13 protein-coding genes are annotated in these 14,637 nt (G+C 67.0%); 2 read left to right on the top strand and 11 right to left on the bottom strand.

Going from position 1 to position 14,637, the window contains the following annotated elements:
* Positions 1–13: 13 nt before the first annotated feature.
* The 11 genes from AB4Y79_RS14405 to AB4Y79_RS14355 form a co-directional block, all read right to left on the bottom strand.
* Positions 14–1,270, bottom strand: coding sequence for an aminopeptidase P family protein (locus tag AB4Y79_RS14405; RefSeq protein ID WP_441863050.1), 1,257 nt, complete (start codon positions 1,268–1,270; stop codon positions 14–16).
* A gap of 80 nt (positions 1,271–1,350) precedes the next feature.
* A complete protein-coding gene (locus AB4Y79_RS14400) occupies positions 1,351–2,721 on the bottom strand; it encodes an MFS transporter (protein WP_441863047.1) in 1,371 nt (456 codons plus the stop codon).
* A 270-nt stretch (positions 2,722–2,991) separates the two neighbouring features.
* A complete protein-coding gene (fdxA, locus tag AB4Y79_RS14395; RefSeq protein WP_308929755.1) occupies positions 2,992–3,312 on the bottom strand; it encodes a ferredoxin in 321 nt (106 codons plus the stop codon).
* Positions 3,313–3,316: 4 nt separating this feature from the next.
* Positions 3,317–4,786, bottom strand: a complete 1,470-nt coding sequence (locus tag AB4Y79_RS14390; RefSeq protein WP_441863044.1) for an aldehyde dehydrogenase family protein — start codon at positions 4,784–4,786, stop codon at positions 3,317–3,319.
* Between the two features lie 24 nt (positions 4,787–4,810).
* Positions 4,811–5,611: an SDR family oxidoreductase gene (locus AB4Y79_RS14385; protein WP_441863041.1), complete on the bottom strand. Its 801-nt coding sequence runs from the start codon at positions 5,609–5,611 to the stop codon at positions 4,811–4,813.
* Positions 5,611–6,564, bottom strand: a complete 954-nt coding sequence (locus tag AB4Y79_RS14380; RefSeq protein ID WP_441863038.1) for a dihydrodipicolinate synthase family protein — start codon at positions 6,562–6,564, stop codon at positions 5,611–5,613. Before AB4Y79_RS14380 ends, AB4Y79_RS14385 begins: the two co-directional genes overlap by 1 nt.
* A gap of 12 nt (positions 6,565–6,576) precedes the next feature.
* Complete coding sequence (locus AB4Y79_RS14375; RefSeq protein WP_441863036.1) at positions 6,577–7,383, bottom strand: enoyl-CoA hydratase-related protein; 807 nt, start codon at positions 7,381–7,383, stop codon at positions 6,577–6,579.
* Between the two features lie 20 nt (positions 7,384–7,403).
* Positions 7,404–8,651 carry a CaiB/BaiF CoA transferase family protein gene (locus AB4Y79_RS14370; RefSeq protein WP_441863034.1) on the bottom strand — a complete coding sequence of 416 codons (1,248 nt, stop codon included), beginning with the start codon at positions 8,649–8,651 and terminating at the stop codon, positions 7,404–7,406.
* Positions 8,648–10,045, bottom strand: a complete 1,398-nt coding sequence (locus tag AB4Y79_RS14365; RefSeq protein WP_441863032.1) for an FAD-dependent oxidoreductase — start codon at positions 10,043–10,045, stop codon at positions 8,648–8,650. The genes AB4Y79_RS14370 and AB4Y79_RS14365 overlap by 4 nt, the downstream gene beginning before the upstream one ends.
* 10 nt (positions 10,046–10,055) lie before the next feature.
* Positions 10,056–11,387 (bottom strand): MFS transporter, encoded by a 1,332-nt coding sequence (locus AB4Y79_RS14360; protein WP_441863030.1) that lies wholly within the window; start codon positions 11,385–11,387, stop codon positions 10,056–10,058.
* 163 nt (positions 11,388–11,550) lie between these two features.
* A complete protein-coding gene (locus tag AB4Y79_RS14355; protein WP_441863028.1) occupies positions 11,551–12,156 on the bottom strand; it encodes a helix-turn-helix domain-containing protein in 606 nt (201 codons plus the stop codon).
* A gap of 160 nt (positions 12,157–12,316) precedes the next feature.
* On the opposite strand from AB4Y79_RS14355, the gene AB4Y79_RS14350 reads away from it, so the two are divergent.
* Both AB4Y79_RS14350 and AB4Y79_RS14345 read left to right on the top strand, forming a co-directional pair.
* The gene (locus AB4Y79_RS14350) at positions 12,317–12,781 is read left to right on the top strand and encodes a hypothetical protein (RefSeq protein ID WP_441863026.1); all 465 of its coding nucleotides are present in this window, start codon (positions 12,317–12,319) and stop codon (positions 12,779–12,781) included.
* Positions 12,778–14,580, top strand: a complete 1,803-nt coding sequence (locus AB4Y79_RS14345; RefSeq protein WP_441863239.1) for a DUF5671 domain-containing protein — start codon at positions 12,778–12,780, stop codon at positions 14,578–14,580. Before AB4Y79_RS14350 ends, AB4Y79_RS14345 begins: the two co-directional genes overlap by 4 nt.
* Positions 14,581–14,637: the final 57 nt, after the last annotated feature.

The following is a 14,637-nucleotide window of genomic DNA, read 5'->3' as shown; positions in this document are numbered from 1 at the left end:
CCTGTGGCGATGGTTATGCCTGGATGATGTTGTGCTCGGGACCGAACGGGAACTTGGTGATGTTCTCCACCGTGTTGTCCTCCCCGATCACCAGGATGTCGTGCTCACGGTACCCGCCGGCGCCCGGCAGGCCGTCCGCTACCGTGATCATCGGTTCCATGGACACCACCATGCCGGGCTCCAGGACCGTATCGATGTCCTCGCGCAGTTCCAGGCCAGCTTCGCGGCCGTAGTAGTGGCTGAGGACGCCGAAGGAGTGGCCGTAGCCGAAGGTGCGGTTGGCCAGCAGGCCGTGGCTGATGTAGATCTCGTTGAGTTCGGCGGCGATGTCCTTGCAGACGGCACCGGGCTTGATGAGTTCCAGGCCGCGCCGGTGCACCTCGACGTTGATGTTCCACAGTTCCAGGGAGCGCTCGTCCGGCTGGCCCAGGAAGAGGGTGCGCTCCAGGGCCGTGTAGTAGCCGGAGGTCATGGGGAAGCAGTTCAGGGAGAGGATGTCGCCCTGCTGAAGCTGCCGGGTGGTGGCCCAGTTGTGCGCGCCGTCGGTGTTGATGCCGGACTGGAACCACACCCAGGTGTCGCGGACCTCCCGGTCGGGGAAGGTCCGGGCGATCTCGTGGACCATGGCTTCGGTGCCGATCAGGGCAACCTCGTACTCGGATATGCCTTCACGGATGGCGTTGCGGATGGCCTCGCCGCCGAGGTCGCCGATGCGGGCGCCGTGCTTGATGACCTCGATTTCCTCGGCGGACTTGATCATGCGCTGGCGCATGGCGTCCTGGGAGACGTCCAGGAGCGTGGCGCCGGGGAAGGCTGCGGCGATTTTCTCGCGGGTCAGGGCCGGGAGGAAGTCGTCCTCGACGCCGAGGCGGGAGGCTTTGACGCCGCGCTGGCGCAGGGCCTCCTGCAGGCCGAAGTAGAAGTTGTCGCGGCGCCAGTCGGTGTAGACGATGTTCTCGCCGTACGAGGTGCGCCACGGCATGCCGGCGTCGATGTTCGCGGTCACGGTGACCGAGTCGTCCGCGGTGACCACCAGGGCGTAATTGCGGCCGAACGTGGTGTAGAGGAAGTCGGAGTAGTACTTGATGCCGTGGTAGCTGGTGAGGATGACGGCGTCCAGGCTCTTGGCGGCCATGATCTGGCGAAGGCCGCCAAGCCGGCGCTCGAACTCCGCATCGGAGAACGTGAGCTTGCCCTTGGTGCCGTTGTGCAGGACCTTGAGGCGCTCCAGTTCGGCGATGGAGGAGGCGGTGTCGGTGGTGATGGTCACAGGTGTGCCTTTCGATGATGCGGCTGGTGGCCGCAATGCGGGTTGTGTGGAAGGAAGGGTGTTCAGGGACCGCTGCAGGATCAGAGGTGCTTGAGCGGCTTGCGCGAGGTTTCGGCGGCGAACAGGACCGCCGCCAGCGATATGGCGGACGCGGCCACGAGATACCAGCCGGGAGCCAGCTTGCTCTGGGTAAGGCCGATGAGCAGGGTGGCCATGAACGGGGCCGTGCCGCCGAAGAGCGCGTTGGAAAGGTTGAAGCTGACGGCGAAGCCGCTGTACCGGACCTTGGTGGGGAACAGTTCGGCCAGGAAGCTGGGTAGCGTGCCGTCATTCAGGGTGAGCATGCCGCCCAGCAGGATCTGGACCAGGACGATCACCAGGAAGTTGCCCGTGTCCAGGAGCATGAAGGCAGGGACGGTCAGGAGCATGAACAGCACCGAAGCGGTGATCAGCATCCGTTTGCGGCCGAACCGGTCCGAGGCCATGCCTGTCAGGAAGATGAAGCCGATGTAGCTGGCCAGGGCGATGGTGGTGGCCAGGAACGATTCGGTGGGGCCAAAGCCCAGTTCCTCGGACAGGTAGGTGGGCATGTAGCTGAGGATGACGTAGAAGCCGACGGCGTTGAGCAGCACCGCCCCGCAAGCAATGATGAGCTGCTTCCGGTAGGTCCGGAACATGTCCAGCGCGGGAGCTTTGGGAGCGGACTCTTCGTGCTCAGCCAGGGCGCGGAAGGCGGGAGTATCCTCCAGCCTGGTGCGGATGTAGCGGCCGATCAGTCCCATGGGGGCGGCCAGGAGGAACGGCAGCCGCCAGCCCCAGTCGTGCAGTTGCCCGGTGCTGAGCACCGAGCTGAGGAGTGCCGCGATCAGCGAGCCCAGGAGCAGGCCCGCGGCGGTGCTGGCGGGGACGACGGCGGCGTAGAGTCCGCGGCGGTTGGCCGGCGCGTATTCCACCAGGAAGGCCGATGCCCCGGCGTATTCCCCTGCCGCCGAGAAGCCCTGGACCACACGGACCAGCAGGAGCAGGACCGGGGCCAGCATGCCGATGGTTCCGTATCCGGGAATGAGGGCGATGCAGAAGGTGGAGACGGACATGATGACGATGGAGAGGGACAGTGCCTTGCGCCTGCCCAGCTTGTCGCCGATGTGGCCCCAGAAGAAGCCGCCCAGGGGCCGGACGAAGAAGGAAATTGCGAACACCGCGAAAGTGGCCAGCAGTGCGGTCTGCCGGTCGGCTTCGGGAAAGAAGACGGATGAAATGACGGCTGCGAGGTAGCCGTACACGGCGTAGTCGAACCATTCGACGAAGTTGCCGATGAAGCTGGCCGTGACCACCCGGCGTCGAACATCCTTGCTTGCCACGGCGTTGCCGGCGCCTTGGCCTGCCAGGACGGACCCGTTGGCGTCAGCGGCAACGGCTCCTGCCCCGGCGGAGTTGGAATTGGTACTCATGGAACCACCATTAGAAGTTTGAGTTGCACTGATTGCAACGTGGTTGTTTCAACATAGATGGTGATGAGCACCACAGTCAAGAGCTTTCTGCGGCATTTATTACTGGTGAATCAACCATAAGAAACAAGGGTCGTCCCACCGCACCTTCTTTGCGCGCGTCAAGCTCTGGTTGCAGTCAGCGCAACTAGGTTGTTCCAAACGTAAAACCTGTGAGTTAACGCAGCAATGGCCGCCAAGCGAAGGCTTGGCGGCCATTGGAGGGTTTGGGCTTTACCGTGCCGGGACGGGCTCCGCGGCAACGACGGGATGGTCCCGATGCAGGTTTCCCAGGGCAGAGGCGCCCTGCGGCGACCCCAGGTCATGGAAGAACTCCACGTTGGCGCGGACGTAGTCTGCCCATTCGTCCGGCACATCGTCCGAGTAGTAGATGGCCTCCACCGGGCACACCGGATCGCACGCACCGCAGTCCACGCATTCGGACGGATGGATATAGAGCGAACGTTCACCCTCGTAGATGCAGTCCACGGGGCACTCCTGGAGGCACGCCTTGTCCTTCACATCCACGCACGGCTGCGCGATCACATACGTCATGGAACTACACGCCCGTGTAGACGGTTTTGCCCCAGGTGAAGAATTCAAGCGCGGACCTGCCCTGCTCGCGGAACGTGTTGGTAGAGGAATCCTTGACGCCGCCGAACGGCACATTCAGGTCCAGTCCGGCGGTGGGCCGGTTGACCTTGATGACTCCGGCCTGGGCCCGCGCGGTGAAATCGGTGGCCAGCGCCAGGGAGTCGGTGCAGATGCCGGCGGTGAGGCCGTAGCGGGAATCGTTGATGGCCGCCAGTCCCGCCTGGTAATCGGGGACCTCCAGGACGGCGACCACCGGGCCGAAGATCTCCTCCGTCACGGCAGGATCGTCGAAGGCCAGCCCGGTGAGCACCGCGGCCGGGAAGAACAGCGCCTCGGAGGAATCGCCGTCGTACTTTCCGTGCAGGAGCGTGGCACCGCGCTCGACGGCGCCGCGCACCGCCGCCTGGTCCTGCTCGAACTGCTGGGGGCTCACCACTGCCCCCATGGCGGATTCCAGGCCGTCCCCCGGGGTGTACTTTGCGGCTTCCGCCACCAGGGCGTCCAGGAACGCGGCCCGGATGCCGGGGGTGACATACACCCTCGACGTGGCGGTGCAGGCCTGGCCGGTGAGGCCGAACGCACCGGCGGCCACCACCTGTGCGGCCTTGCGGGGATCGGCGTCGTCCAGGACCAGGACGCCGTTCTTGCCGCCCATTTCCAGCTGCACCCGTGCCCGCCGGCCGTTGAGGATCTCCTGCAGTCCCAGGCCCACGTTGGTGGACCCGGTGAAGGACATCCCGGCGATGCGCGGATCGCGGGCCAGTGCGTCGCCCACCACCCGGCCTTTGCCGTGCACCACGTTGAACACGCCCGCCGGCAGTCCGGCGTCCTGCAGGGCCCGGGCCAGGTGGGCAGCGGAGAGCGGCGTGAGTTCAGCGGGCTTGATTACCACGGTGTTGCCGCTGATCAGGGCCGGCGCCGTCTTCCAGGCCGGGATGGCGATGGGGAAGTTCCAGGGGGTGATCAGGCCTACCACGCCCAGCGGTTCGCGCCGGGTGGTGATGGTGGTGTCCGGCAGCCCGCTGGGCAGCACTTCTCCGGTGGCGGCCCAGCCGAGTGAACCGAAGAAGCGCAGCACGTCGGAGGCGCGCTTCACCTCGCCCTTGGCTTCGGCCAGGGTCTTGCCTTCCTCGCGGACCAGGTCCTCGGCGATCGCGGACTGCCGTTCGATCAGCAGGTTGCCGGCGGCGATCAGGATGGCGCCGCGGGACGGGGCGGGCAGGGCTGCCCAGGCGGGCTGCGCGGCCGCTGCCGCGGTGATGGCGGCGTCAACATCCTCCGCGGTGCCGCTGGGCGACAGGGCTGCCAGTTCGTCCGGCCGGGCTGGGTTGGTGCGGCGGGTTTCCGCGGCACCAAGCCACTGGCCGTTGATCAGGTGCTGTGCGGTGAGGTGGGCGTGGACGGTGTTGGTGGGGTCCAGGGCGGTGGAGGTCATGGCATTTCCTTTGGAAGTTTGGGGCTAGAGGCTGCGGATGAGGCCGCCGTCGCACCGCAGTGCCACGCCGGTGATGTACGACGCCGGGGCGCTGCAGAGGAAGGCGGCGGCCGCACCGAATTCGGCGGGTTCGCCGTAGCGGCGGGCGGGGATGGTTTTGCGGGATTCCAGCCGGATGTCCTCCAGCGTGGTGCCGCGCCGCTTGGCGGCTGCCTGGTCCAGTTCGGTGACACGGTCCGTGGCGATCCTGCCGGGCAGCAGCACGTTCACGGTGACCCCGTCCAGGGCCACCTCGGCGGCGAGCGTCTTGAGATAGCCGGCCAGGGCGGCGCGGCCCGTATTGGAGACGGCAAGGTTGGGCAGTGGGGCTGCGACGCCGCTGGAGCCGATGGCAAGGATCCGCCCCCACCGCCGTTCGCGCATGGCCGGAAGGGTGCGCGACACCAGGGCATGGTGCGGCTTGACCAGGAGGTCGAACGCCGCGGCGATGTCCTCGCTGCCCAGGGTCGCGGCGGCTCCGGGCCTGGGCCCGGGCCCGTTGAGGACCAGGATGTCGATTGGTCCCAGGCCGGCTTCGGCCTGCACTACGGCGGCATCGACGCCTTCGGTGCCGGTGAGGTCAGCCTCGACGGCGATGGCGGCAAAGCCCGGCAGGCCACCGAAAGCATCCTGCAGCTCCTCCACGATCTCCTTGGCCCGGATGCCGCGGCGGCCCACGATGGCCACTCTGGCACCTTCCGCGGCGAGCGCGCGGGCCACTGCGAGTCCCAGGCCACCCGTGGAGGCGGCCACCAGCGCCGTCTTGCCGGCGATTCCCAGATCCATCAGTTACTCCCTGCGGGGGCCAGTGCACGGTTGAAGTCCAGTGCGACGGAGGCTTCGCGGAGATGTACCTCCATGGCGTGCCGCAGGCTTTCCGGGAAGCCTGCGGCTGGTGCCCGGACACCAGAGTCCTTGATCCAACCCCGTTCCCGGAGGCATTCTTTGCGGATGGCAAGGGCCACCTTGGCCTGCTGCTCGAAGTTGATCAGTGGCAGGTAGGGCACCAGCTGCCCGGCGGCCGCCGCATACCCTTGCTCCTGCCAGGCGCGAACGCAGGCGATCAGTGCCTCGGGGAAGGAGAAACCGGTCATGGCACCGGCGGCACCCGCCAGGAGTTCGTCCAGCAGCCCCTGGCCGCCGAGCCCGCCGAACACCGAGACCCCGGTGCCCGCACTGAGTTCGGCGATGGCCACGCTGGTGGGCGGCGCCTCAGCCTTGACGGCGATGACGCAGGGGCTTGCCGTGACCACGGCGATCAGGGCGGCGGTGGAGATGGCGACGCCGCTGGCCAGCGGGTAATCCTGCAGCACCACCTTGGTTCCGGTGGCACGGTGGATGGCGTCCAGGTGCGCTGCGAGCACCTCGGGCTTCGCCGAGTTGGCCTGCACCATCACCGCGGCCAGGCGCTGCCCGGCAGCCTGCTGAGCGGCGCGGATTTCCTCGATCGCGGGCCGCGTGGCCAGGGCAGTCACGCCCACCACCAGTGGCAGGTTGGTGCATTCGACGGCGATTTCCAGGACCTGGTGGCGCTCCTCCGGCGTCAGCGCGGCCGCCTCACCGAAGACGCCCAGGACGGTCAGGCCCGTTGCACCGATGGCTTCGTAGCGCTCCACGAGGTCGGAGAGGCTATCCAGGTCCACGTCCAGCGTGCTGCCCTGGAACGGCGTGGCAACAACGCCCCACACGCCTGGCGTCAATGACTCCCGCATTGGGTTCTCCCTTGGTTTGTTGTTCATCTGACGCATTCCTTACTTGCCGGGCCAGGCCGGTTTCCGCTTTTCCTGGAAGGCGCGGACGCCCTCGGCGGAGTCCTCGCTGTCCAGGGCTGCCATCAGCGCCGGCAGCCGCAGGCCGCGGGCTTCGGCTGCTGTCAGGTGCCCGGTCCGGGCGACCATCTGCTTGACGGCCCGGACGGAGGTGGGGGCGCAGGCCAGGACCTGGTCCACCCAGCGCTGCACGGCGGCGTCGAGTTCCGTTGCCGGTACCACTTCGTTGACCAGGCCCATGGCCTGCATCTCGGCGGCGTCAGCTTTCCGGCCGGTGAGCAGCATGCCCATCGCCTGGGTGTAGGGGACGCGGCGCACCAGTTGGTGGATGCCGCCGTCGAGCGCCAACCGCCCCACGCGGGGCTCCGTCAACCCGAACTTCGCACTGTCCGCCGCCACCACGATGTCCGCGCCCAGGACGATTTCCATGCCGCCGCCCAGGGCGTAGCCGTTCACGCGGGCGATCACGGGGATATCCAGCGTGGTCCGCAGGCTCAGCCCGCCGAAGCCGTTGGGGTCCAGGCCGGCCCAGTACTCCAGGCCGGTCTTGTCCACGGCGGCGGCGGACATGTCCGCGCCAACACAGAACGCCCGGGGTCCGGCGCCGGTGATGACCACGGCGCGGACGTCCGGATCAGCCTCGAGCTGGTCCCAGATGGTGTTGAGCCTGGCTTGGGCCGTGCCGTCCACGGCGTTGAGGACGTGCTGCCGGTCGATCACCACGGTGGCCACCTGGTTCTCGATGGTCAGGGTGACCTGGTCAACCGCGGCCGGGGCCGCGGGGCTCACGGGGGCTTCCGACACGGCCGTCACCGGAGCACCCCGAGTTCCTGCAGGCGCTTGACGGTGGCTTCGTCGAAGCCGTTCTCCAGCAGGACCTCCACGTTGTGCTCGCCCAGGCGCGGAGCCACGCGGCGGACGCTCGGCGGGGTGGCGGAGAGCCGGATGGGGGCGTTGAGCATTCTCACGGTGCCCACGCCCGGGTGTTCCGCCTCCACGATCATGCCGTTGGCCTCGGTCTGGGCGTCGGCGAGCGCCTGTTCCAGGGTGTGGACGGGGGCGTTGAGGAGCCCTTGTTCCTCCAGCTTGCCGGTCCAGTATTCGGTGGTGTTGGCGGCGAACCGTTCGCGGAAGATGGCCTGCAGCGCCGGCTTGTTCTTGAACTGCTGTTCCAGGGTGGCGAATCCGGGGCGTTCGGTGAGGTCCTCGTCCAGGTCCAGGGCGTCGGAGATCCGGGCCAGCGGGTCAGGGGTGAACCCGCCCACCATGCAGACGGCGCCGTCCGTGGTTTCAAAGACGCCGCTCAGCGGCATGGCGCCCCAGTTGACCTCGTAACCGCGGTTGAGCTGCATGCACGCCTCCTGCATCTGCAGGTGCAGCATGGAGTCGTACATGGTCACCTCAACCTTTTGCCCGGTTCCGGTGGTTTCCCGGGTGCGCAGCGCCAGCAGGATGCCCTGCATCAGGTGCATGCCCGTGATGTAATCGCAGAGCGTGGTGGGGTAGATGGCCGGCTTCTGGTCCTCCGATTCCCGCCGCCACATCACGCCGGAGTAGGCCTGCGCGATCGCGTCCTGGCCACCTTTGTGCGAGTACGGTCCCACGGGGCCGAACCCGGTTCCGGACGCCCAGATGATGCCGGGGTTCTCGGCTTTGAGGTCCTCGTAGCCGAAGCCCATCCGTTCCATGACGCCGGAGCGGAAGTTGCTGACCACCACGTCCGCGTCCGCCATGATGGCGTGCAGGACGTTGCGGCCTTCCTCGGTGCGGGTGTCGATGGAGACGCTCCGCTTGTTCCGGTTGATGGACAGGAAGATCGGGTTGTCCTGGCCGTCCTTGTCCGGGAACGAATTGCGCGAGATGTCCCCGGCGCCCGGGCGTTCCACCTTGATGATGTCCGCGCCGTAGTCGCCCAGCAGCTGGGTGCAGGACGGGCCCATGAACACCTGGGTGAAGTCCACGATCTTGATGCCGTCCAGCGGAAGGGGCACCGGTGAGGCAGCCGCGCCGGTGCCGGCCGCCGTCGTACCTTGCCGTTCTTCAACCACCGCGCTCATGCCGGCACCGCCGCGTCGGAATCGATGCTGGCGTTCGACGACGGGACGTCGCCGGGGTCCGCACCGTGCCGGCGCATGCCCTGCTGGATGTCCGCTGCCGCGACGTCGCGGACCAGAACGCCGGACTGGACGGCGAGCGCTGCTGCGACGCCGACGGCTTGGCCCATGGCCATGCACGGCGGAATTTCGCGGGACATCTTCTGCGCCTCGGGAGTGGCGGAGTAGTGGCGGCCGGCCACCAGCAGCTGGTCCACTTCCTTGGGCAGCAACGAGCGGTAGGGGTAGTAGTAGTCCCGGCCGCGGGCCACACTGTCCTGGAAGTGCCGGCGCTGCGTGACGTCTTCCTTGGTCATGACGTATTCGCCCTGCAGCAGGCGCGTCTGGCGGACACCCATCTGGGAGGCGACATCCAGCATGTAGCACTTTTCGAATCCGGGCAGGTTGGCGCGGACGTAGTCCACGGCCTCGGAGATCTTGTCGCGGGCGGCGAACTCGGCGGCGGTCATGTCCGCCGGGTCCACGCCGTCGTAACCGGTCATGTGCGGGGCGTTGCACCAGACCACGCCGTCGATGGGGGTCTTGAGCCACCACAGTTCCCAGGCGCCGCCGAGGAGGCGCTTGATCTTGCGGTTGATGGCGCGGGCTTCCTTGGGATTGGCCTGTTCGAAGGCTTCCGCGGCGGCGGTATCCACGTTCCCCAGGCGGAACACCAGGGTGGTGAGGTAGTTGTCCTTGGCGTAGCTGGCGCCGGCCCTGGAGGCGACGTCGATGTCACCGGTGGTGTCGATGACCACGTCCGCCATGAAGGCCTGCGGGCCAAGCTTGGTCTCGCAGACGACGCCCTTGATCACGCCGTTGTCCACGATGGGGCGGGAGAACCAGGAGTGCAGCCTCAGGTCCACGCCTGCTTCGCGGACGAGGTCGTTTGAGATGCGCTTCCAGCCGTCGGGATCGAAGGCGGCGGCGTAGCAGATGGGCTTGGGGGTGGTGTGGGAGTGGAAGTCGAAGGTGCCGTAGCGGCCCCACTTGTTCCAGAGCTCCTCTGAGGTGCGGCGGTCTTCGGCCGGCGGGACGATGGCAAGGCCCAGTTTCTGCAGCCGTTCCACGTATTCGGAGACGATGCCGGTGACCGTGATGTCCTGGCCGTTGATCATGTCGTCCAGCACCAGCACCATGCCGCCGGAGGCCAGGCCGCCAAGGGAGGAGTAGCGCTCCAGGAGGGTGACTTTGGCCCCGGAGCGGGCGGCGGTGACGGCGGCTGCCACGCCGGCGGGGCCACCGCCTACCACCAGGATGTCGGAGCGGGAGATCACCGGGGCGGTGAGGTCCGCCGTGGTGGTGCCCAGTTCCAGGGAACCGGTTTTGGGCGCGGCAAAGCTGCGTGTGTTGTTCATGGGGAAGTCCTTACTTTCCGACGAAGATGCCGTTGGAGCGGCGGGCTGCGATGTAGAAAACGATGCTGAGGATGGAGAGGACGGCCACGTAGACCGGGAAGACCCAGGTGAGGTTCAGGGACTGCAGCCACACCAGAAGGTAGGAGGCCGTGCCGCCGAAGATTGCGACGCCGATGCCGTACCCGAGTGCCACGCCGGTGCCGCGAATGTTCTTGGGCATCAGGGACGAGCTGACCACGTTGTAGAGGGTCATGTTCAGGACCAGGACGATCGAGCCGCCCAGCAGGACTGCCGCGAATCCGCCGATGCCGGGCTGTACGTAGAGGAGCATGAGGAAGACGGAGGGGATGGCCAGGACCCGGGTCACCAGGAACCAGCGGGACATCGACCGGCCGTCGGCGAGTTTCCCGATGATCCAGCTGCCTGCCACCAGGATGACGCCCAGGATGGTGGTGAGGGCGAAAACGGCGGTGGGGTCCTCCTTGAAGCCACTGCGTGCGGCGCTGGGGAGGCCCACGTTCCAGGCGTAGTTGTAGGCCTGGGCCGCACCCACCACGAACACGATGGCCAGGACGGAGAGCCAATGCTTGCCGACTCCTGACCATACGGACTTTGCCGTGGTGGAGGCCATTTCCTCTGCCTTCAGGGTTTCAGGCAGTGAACGGCGCAGGTAGAGCACCACGAAGCCGAACACGGCGCCGATGATGAACGGGACGCGCCAGCCCCACTCCCCCATGGCCGCGCCGCCGATCATCAGGCTGCAGACGAAACTGACAAGGGAGGCGAGCAGGATGCCGATATTGACGTAGAAGGACATGATGCCGGCCACGTAGCCTTCGCGGCCCTCCGGGGCGAGTTCCACCGCGTGGGAGGTGGAAAGCGGGGCTTCGATGCCGGTGGAGATGCCCTGCAGGACGCGGCAGGCCACCAGGATGATGCCGGACCACGCGCCGATGGTGGCGTAGCTGGGGGTGATGGCGATGACCAGGGTGGTGCCGGCCATCAGCATGATGGACAGCAGCATCACGCGGCGGCGGCCGATCCGGTCCGCGAGCGTTCCCAGCATGATGCCGCCCAGCGGCCGGAAGGCGAATCCGACGGCGAACACGGCCAGCGCGTTCAGGGTGGCCGAGAGCGGCTCGTCATTGGGGAAGAAGTTGGGGCCGATGAAGGCGGACAGGAGGCCGAAGACCATCCAGTCGTACCACTCCAGGGCGTTGCCCAGGCCAAGGCCCAGGAGGCCTTTGCGGACTTCGGGGGTGAACTTCTCGCGGTTGCGGGGGGATGAGGTGGTGGAACGGGGTGACGGGACGGCATTGTCCGTCGCTTGGATGTCGAGCATGGAAGTGTCCTTACGCTGGCGCCGGGGATGGCGCGGGAGGGTATGACGCAGCGGCGCCTGTTGGAGGAGGCGCATGCTGCGAAGATGGCAAGGATTGTCCGGGGCCACGTGTGGGGTCCGGGCAGTTAAGGGGAAACGCTGGCGCCGGCGGGGACCGGGACGCCTACCACTTGTGTGGTGCGTTCACCCAGATGGCTACGCATACCTCTTCGTAGCTGTTTTTGTACCAGTGCGGGGTCTCTGCCGGGTAGGTGATGGAGTCGCCCTCTTCCAGGCTGTAGCAGACGCCGTCCAAGTAGACGTCCTTGCGGCCCGAGATGATGTAGCAGAACTCTTCCCCGCTGTGGGTAAAGGGTGTTGCGCTGGTGTCGTGCCCTGGGGGCGTACTGATCCATTGCGCTTCGATGGTGCCGTCGCGGTCCGGAGTGAGCAGTTCATGGACTGCTTCGCCGACGGATTCGCGGGTGACGTTTTGCAGGTTCCGCCGTGCCGACCTGCGCACGACGGGGGATTTGGATTGTTCCTGGCCAATGAAGAACCTTCCCACGGGAATGTCCAGTCCATGGGCCAGTTGGGCAAGGGTTGTGAAGGACGGGTTGGCCATACCGCGTTCGATCTGGCTGACGATCGCCTGGCTGAGTCCGGTGATGTCCGAGAGCTTGGCGAGGGTCATGCCCTTCTCCTTGCGCATGGCCCGCACCTTGTTTCCAACCGTGGCCAGCAGTTGGCTGGTGGCTGGAGGTGCGGTGGTGCTACTCTCGGTGGTCATCGGCCGTCTTTCACTGGGTGAGCTGACTCACATAACTATAGTGAATATTTGGGGACGGTCAACGCTTTTTCTTAACTATGTTGAAGATCGTGTCCAGGCTGCGTCCAAAACGGGCCTAAAGACACAGGTGAAACCGGCCGCCCGGATCGATACTCGTGCCATGGACGACTCAGCACGAAGACCGGACCGGATCCTCGTGGCCCTGGTGGGGGTTGTGGTCTTGCTGGTGGCGGTTGCGCTTGCGGTGGTGTTCACCCGCGGTGAGCCGGCCCCGCTGGACCAGGCCAGTCCCGCAGGAGTGGTCCAGCGGTACAGCAAAGCAGTGATCGACGGCGACATACCCACCGCCGAAACATTCCTCACGGCAGGAGCCCGGAGCAGGTGCAACGGCTCCTATTCCGGCGAGCCCCGCCCGGCCCGCATCGTGTTGATTTCGACGACGGAGCGCACCGATTCGGCCACCGTGCGGGTTTCGCTCGTCCAGGCATCCCAAGGTGGTCCCTTCGGCCCGACCGAGTATGAGATGGAGGACGCCTTCTCGCTCCTGAAGGTAAATGGACAATGGATGATCGACCAGGTCCCGTACCCCCTGATGGCCTGCACGGCAGTTCCGGTGAAGCCATGAGCGCCCCGGCAGGAACCGCTGCCACACCGGCCGGCGGCCTGGCCACCCTCCGCCGCCTGATCATGTACGGCCTGCTCTTTGCCTTGGTGCTCATTGCCGCCTCGGGCGTGGGCGGACTGCTCGAGCGGCTCTTCCGGACGGCGTCCACCCTGGTTTCCGGCGATGTTGCCGGGCTTGCGCTCTCATTGGCATTCACCCTGATCGGCGGGCCGCTGGCGCTGCTGTTGTGGTGGATCGTGTGGCGGCGTCTTGACGACGAGTCGGAGCGCACCGCCGCGGGCTGGGGCCTCTACCTGACCGGGATGTACGCCGTCTCCCTGATCGTCGCCACCACCTCGCTGCTGGACCTTGCCTCCTCCTTCATCGGTGCGCAGGAAAGCCGTTGGCCGTCCGCGCTGGCCAACGGACTGGTCTGGACCGCCATCTGGGTGTGGCACCGGTGGATGTGGAAGCACCCCCGCAAGCCGTCGTCGCACCTCGAGGACGTGCGGGCCGTCGTCGGCTCCGTCTTTGGCCTTCTGCTTGGCGCCGGCGCGGCCATTGCGGCGTTGAGCGCGCTGCTGGACATTGCCATCCGCGGCTTCACTGCAACAGCCTCCTTTGAGCCCTGGTGGTTCGATGTCCTCCGGTCAGTGCTGTGGGCGGCAGGCGGAGCGTTGGTGTGGTGGTGGCACTGGTTCCACGAGGGCGGCCGGCGTTTCCGGACCGGCCTGGTGGACGTCGCCATCATCGCCGTCGGCATCTTCGTTGCCGGCATCACCGCCCTGGGCGGACTGGGCGTGGTCCTGTTCGTGCTGCTGCGGCTGGCCTTTGACCGGACCGATCCGCTGACCGTCCTGTTGGAGCCGCTGGCCCCGGCCATCGCCGCTGCCGTCATCGGAGCCGTGATCTGGCGCTACCACCGCACCGCCGCCGCCCAGCGTTCCACCCGGACCCGGCGTGCCAGCCTCCTGGTGACATCGGCCGTTGCCCTGGCGGCAGCAGCCTCCGGGGTGGGCGTGGTGGTCAACGCACTGCTGGCTGCCGCCGTCTCGCCGCTGGCAGGCGGCGCCACCCGCACCCTGCTCCTTGGCGGCATCAGTTCGCTGGCAGTGGGCGGCCCGGTCTGGTGGTTGGCGTGGAAGCCGCGGCACCAGCCGCGGACGGCGGACCAGATCCCGCCCGGGCGGCGTGTCTACCTGGTGGCGTTCTTCGGTGTCAGTGCCGTCGTGGCCCTGATCACGCTGCTGGTGATCGGCTACCGGCTCTTCGAGTTCCTGCTCAGTGACATTACGGGCGGGAGCGTCCTGGACCGGATCCGCGCACCCCTGGGCCTCCTGGCGGCGGCCGGGCTCGTGGCGGGCTACCACTTTGCGTTGTGGCGGCACGACCGGACCCTGCTCGCTGCCGTGGCGCCGGCGCACAAACGGGTGATTGAGCGGGTAACGCTCATCAGCGGCTACGCACCAGGCACCGTGGACCCGGAGGCTTTGGCACGTGGCATTGCTGATGCCACCGGCGGCGCCAAGGTGACTACGTGGCTCAGGGCGGACGACGGCGGCCCCGGCCTCCCGCCGTCGACCACCGTTCCGCCCTCGGTGGAGGAGCTCACCGGGCAGGCGGTGACGGCGCTGGACGGCGTGACGGCGCGGCACGTCCTGGTACTGGCCGGCCCGGGCGGCCGGATGGAGGTCATCCCACTGGCAGGCCCTGATTCGGGTGCGCCGATGAGTGCTGATCGTCTGGGCAGGGCCGCCGTTTCGGGTCCTCAAGAGCGGCCATCCTCAAGATTTGCACAGTTTATCCCGCCGGTGGATTAACGCTCTTCCTTTGCCATTCGTGGGCTCCTAGGGTTGGCACATACGCTTGTCGAGGGG

It is taken from the genome of Pseudarthrobacter sp. YAF2 (assembly GCF_052113345.1).
In the GTDB taxonomy this organism is placed as follows: domain Bacteria; phylum Actinomycetota; class Actinomycetes; order Actinomycetales; family Micrococcaceae; genus Arthrobacter.
This window is presented reverse-complemented; position numbering and strand designations above follow the sequence as displayed.

Bases quoted from the DNA above. Each gene is read 5' to 3' on its own strand.
- AB4Y79_RS14355 (WP_441863028.1), bottom strand. From the start codon at position 12,156: ATGACCACCGAGAGTAGCACCACCGCACCTCCAGCCACCAGCCAACTG.
- fdxA (WP_308929755.1), bottom strand. From the start codon at position 3,312: ATGACGTATGTGATCGCGCAGCCGTGCGTGGATGTGAAGGACAAGGCG.
- AB4Y79_RS14365 (WP_441863032.1), bottom strand. From the start codon at position 10,045: ATGAACAACACACGCAGCTTTGCCGCGCCCAAAACCGGTTCCCTGGAA.
- AB4Y79_RS14380 (WP_441863038.1), bottom strand. From the start codon at position 6,564: ATGAACAACAAACCAAGGGAGAACCCAATGCGGGAGTCATTGACGCCA.
- AB4Y79_RS14345 (WP_441863239.1), top strand. From the start codon at position 12,778: ATGAGCGCCCCGGCAGGAACCGCTGCCACACCGGCCGGCGGCCTGGCC.
- AB4Y79_RS14385 (WP_441863041.1), bottom strand. From the start codon at position 5,611: ATGGATCTGGGAATCGCCGGCAAGACGGCGCTGGTGGCCGCCTCCACG.
- AB4Y79_RS14360 (WP_441863030.1), bottom strand. From the start codon at position 11,387: ATGCTCGACATCCAAGCGACGGACAATGCCGTCCCGTCACCCCGTTCC.
- AB4Y79_RS14350 (WP_441863026.1), top strand. From the start codon at position 12,317: ATGGACGACTCAGCACGAAGACCGGACCGGATCCTCGTGGCCCTGGTG.
- AB4Y79_RS14370 (WP_441863034.1), bottom strand. From the start codon at position 8,651: ATGAGCGCGGTGGTTGAAGAACGGCAAGGTACGACGGCGGCCGGCACC.
- AB4Y79_RS14390 (WP_441863044.1), bottom strand. From the start codon at position 4,786: ATGACCTCCACCGCCCTGGACCCCACCAACACCGTCCACGCCCACCTC.
- AB4Y79_RS14400 (WP_441863047.1), bottom strand. From the start codon at position 2,721: ATGAGTACCAATTCCAACTCCGCCGGGGCAGGAGCCGTTGCCGCTGAC.